The organism is Patescibacteria group bacterium, from assembly GCA_041661625.1.
GTDB lineage: Bacteria > Patescibacteriota > Patescibacteriia > JAHIZJ01 > JAHIZJ01 > JBAZUB01.
Genome location: JBAZUB010000016.1, coordinates 1 through 4,439 on the forward strand (window position 1 = coordinate 1; position 4,439 = coordinate 4,439).

The following is a 4,439-nucleotide window of genomic DNA, read 5'->3' on the forward strand; positions in this document are numbered from 1 at the left end:
TATTGGCGATCCGGTCGGTTACGAGCTGTTCCACCTGCTCAACGGCGAGCGATTTATTCCGGCGGGAGATCAGAACTTTTATTTTTCCATCCCCCGATTCAAGGCTTTCCAGCGCTACGCCGACTGTTGAGTCTCCGGCGTCGGCCCGCATTGCGTAGCCGGGGGTTGAGGAGGCGGAGGTAAGGGAGTCGCCGACGCGGATCGGACCGTTTTCGGCTGAGACAAAAGCGTCAACCTGGCCGAGCATGCCGATAACGGCGTAATGGGCGGGGTCAGACTCAACAGCCGGGGAGTTATTTCCGGTGATGGACGGGTTGGTTGAAACTATGCCCATGATATTATTGTCATGCCCCCGGTCGCATCTTTCAACGGCGTTATCGCGTTCCACGTCAACGCAGACAACTTCGCCAGGTTTCAGACGGGTATCGGCGCTGTAAAAATATTCGGCGTAGTCCGCGCCCTGAACCGTTCCGTTGACGGCGTAAATCGTTCCGGCGGTCGCTCCGGCGCAGCTGTCGTTATTATCCACGCACAGCGCCCCGTTGGCGATCATGACCTTTTTGCCCGCCGCGACCGAACCAATATGCAAACCCGAGGTCGGCGTCGTCGTCCCGATGCCGACGTTGCCAGTACTTGTGATCGTCATCTTTCTGTCCGTGGAAGGATTAACACCTCCAGTAAGAAAGCTAATACTAGTCCCTGCAAAATAGTACGGAAACGCAGCAGAATTAGTTCTGTCCCACGCTTGAATAAATCCTTCCCCTAAATTAACACCAAGCTCAAGCCCTTTAGTACTTCCATTTTCTACCATAGCCAAACCCAATTTGGATGAAGCATTAGCTATAACAGTAAGTGGTGTAAACGGACTCGTTGTCCCGATGCCGACGTTGCCGCCGTCGGAAATAACCATTTTCGTCGCGTAAGCGTTGCTGTCGGTTCTGGTCTGGAAAACAAGGTTGGATGTCGCGCTGGTATCCAGGACATTGGTAAACATTTTCCAGTCCGCTCTGTGCGCGGAACCAGAATAGCTGTTTCCGCTGAAAACCAATGCGTGCGAATCTTTCATTCCCGTAGCAACCAGAGTCGGCGGATGAAGCACCAGAATATCAATAGGGTCATAGTCTATGACGCTTTCACTTGGCGCTTTGGCGGCATATTCTCCCAAGATCATTGAGCCGTCTACCGGGGAAATGGTAATTGTCTGACGATTCCAGCCAGTAGTGTGGTCTTGCAGGCCGATTGTCAGCGGTCTCATCGCGTAACTTCCGCCGGTTTCAATACTAATATTAAAAGGGTCGGATACGCTGGTCGTCGGGAAGCTGTTTTTACCGAAGTTTAATCTGGCGTAGTCTCCACTGCCATCTCCGTATCCGTAAACGGTTAATTCTGTGACCGCGTTAGCCGCCCCCCAGCTTTGAGACGGAGGCCGGATATCCAGAGCCGTTCGCAATTTTCCTGTTGCGTAAACTCCACTGAGACTTGCGGCCATTTCCGTAGCGCCGGTGTTTGGATATAAGTTTACAACGTCACTGCCGCTATATCTAAGACCTACAGCCCCGTCGACATCCAGTTTTTGGGCTGGATTGGTCATCCCGATGCCGACGTTGCCGGTGTTGTCAACGCGCACTCTTTCTGCGCCATGGGTCGCGAAAGTCATCACACCCGATCCATTGGCGTCGGAGTCCGCCGCGAAGTTGAGATCAGTCGTGCTGGTGTAGCCCGTCGCGGTGGCCGCGGCCGCGGTCATACTCGAGCCATCGCTGAATATCAAGCCGCCCCCGGAACCGGCCGTGATCCTGATACTGCCGTTAACTTCCAGTTTTTGCCCCGGCGTCGTCGTCCCGATGCCGACGTTGCCGTTGTTTAATACCGTTACCTTGCTGGCGCCGGTTCCGTCAGCCAAACCAAAAATTGGATTTGTTCCATCCCCCTGAATAGACAACCGCGCCAATGGACTCGTCGTTCCGATCCCGACGTTGCCGTTTCCTTGAACTCTTACCATTTCCCTATCTCCAGCACCGTTAATGATAGAAAAATAATCTCCACCGGCGTTATTATTGTTTTGATCAATGCCAATAATAAAACTATTGTCGCCATATAATGACGGGGTTGCGTTAGCAGGTGAAAAGCTTGTTTTTATTCCTCCTACGACTTCCAACTTCGCCCCCGGATCCGTCGTCCCGATGCCGACGTTCCCGTTCCCGTTAATTACAAACCGGTCATTCGTTCCTAAAGCGCTGGATGATGCGATTCGGAAACTGCCGTCAGTGTAATCAAGGCCCATGGTCCATTTGTAGTTCGCGCCCGAAGCTGAACTGAATTCAATTGCCGAATCAGCGGCATTATTATAGATGGAGAGTTTTTGATTCGGAGAGGTTGTCCCGATGCCGACGTTGCCGTTATTATCAATTTTCAACGCCACGTCCGCGCCGCTTCCTATCGTCGTCATGGCTCCGGCCACGTTCGGAGTGATGCTTAAATTTCCGGCGCTATTGACGAGAAAATCAGCGTAATGCGTTGCGTCATAAGCAATCGTCAGCTGGTTGCCAACCGAAGAAAAGACAGAAAGTTTTGAAGCAGGCGTTGTCGTCCCAATCCCGACAAATCCGGTTGAACTCATAAACAGGCTGGATGTCGCCTGGGCTAATCCGTTGTCTCCGCCGATAATCATGTAGCCTTTATCCAGGGAAATATCGGAAATAGCGTTATACCAGTCATCATCAACATTTAAAATATTTCCGCTCCAGGTAAGGTGATCTCCGTCGGTAATCCGGCTGGACGGAGCATCGTAAAAAGCGTTCCAGTTCGTAGTGGAAGCCGTTAAAGGAATATTATAAAGCGGCGCGACCGAAATAACTCCTGTCCCGTTGTCGTAAGCGATAGGAGAAGTCGCGGAAAGAGAAGATAAAGTAATCAGCCCGTAAGAGTTGTCCCAGCCGGTATTTCCGTCCGTTATATATCCGGCCGACGCATGATTTCCCCAGGAATAAGCCGTTGCCCATTCGGTGGTTGAAGCGGTGAGCGGTATGGAATATCCGCCGGTCAAGGAAATAACCCCTGTTCCCGTATTGTAATCCAACCCGGTCGCGCCGTCTGTTAAAATATTCAGGGACGAGGTGGCGATATCTTCCCAGCTCGCGCCGTTATAGTAGATTAGTCCTCCATAGGCCACGCCGGCCGTATCTACGTCGGTTAAATCGTCTAAGGCCGAAACCGAGCTGGAATCGCCCCAGTAGAGACTGCCTGATCCGTTGGTCAGGAGCGATTGCCCGGTCGTTCCTTCGGCGGCCGGCAAACTCCAGGTAACGTCCGAGGCCATGGTAGAGCTGGCTCTAAAGCCGGAATAATTCACGCCGCTCGTCCGCAATTCGTAGAGTTTCATTATTCCCTGATTTTCCAGGGCGAGATTGCCGTTAATATTAAGTTTTTCCCCCGGACTCGTCGTCCCGATGCCGACGTTGCCGCTTCCTAAAATAGAGACCGCATTTACCGCCGTGCCAGCCGTTTTAGTTCTAATATATATATTTCCTGCATCATTATTATATGAATTATCCAAATACAAATTTCCGCCTGAATTATAATGCAATCTGCCCTGATAAGCTACAGTGTCGCCCAATAAGATTTGTCCGCTTTGATGATATGCTCCAGTAGTTTCATCCCAACCACTAAATAATGCCTGCGCCGCTGTCGCGTCAGTAACTTGCAATTTATTCGCCGGCCCCGTCGTCCCGATGCCGACGTTGCCGCTCACTGGATTCAACAACAAATTCGTACCACCAACGATATAACTATAGCCGGTATCAGATTGTCCTAAACGAATACCTGAGTCACCGTAAGTCGCCGCGTATGTTGAACCAAAAGTGGTGTAAGCATTTGTAGAAATTCTAACTCTGGCGTCGGTCGCCCACCTGAAATCGGTCAAAGTAGCAGAGTCCTGATTGAATAAAATATTTTGGGCAGCTGCATTTCCGACTTGAAGAGGTGCCCCCGGACTCGTCGTCCCGATGCCGACGTTGCCGGTGCTTGTTATTCTCATCCTCTCTGCGATGTCACCTGTCTCTGGTCTCGTATAGAAGAGCAGGCTTGATGCGTATTCCCAATTGTTCGCATTGTTCCTCTGCGCCTCAATCATTGCCTGGTGTGCATATGTCCCCCCCGTCTCAGCTTTTGCTTGGAACACAATCGTCCCGCCAGTCCCCGCTGCGAGAGCCGTGTCATCTCTGACAGTAAGAACACCGCGGTCTTTGTAGTTCCCCGTTCCTGTGTTTTTTGTCCCAATTACGTCTAACTTCGTACCAGGATTCGTCGTCCCGATGCCGACGTTGCCGCTTGATTGTATTCTCATCCATTCAGTTAATGCACCTCCATTATTGGTTGAAAATGCCAAATACCCAGCGTTTGCCGTATCCGTACTATTTTCCTTAAGTCCTGCCAGAGAA

General features: G+C 51.3%; 1 protein-coding gene. It reads right to left on the reverse strand.

Features of this window, described 5'->3' with window-relative positions; translation table 11 throughout:
• Window positions 1–4,345, reverse strand: a 4,345-nt coding sequence (locus WC734_06450) for a hypothetical protein (GenBank protein MFA6198757.1), incomplete at its 3' end; no start/stop codon positions are given.
• Window positions 4,346–4,439 lie beyond the last annotated feature (94 nt).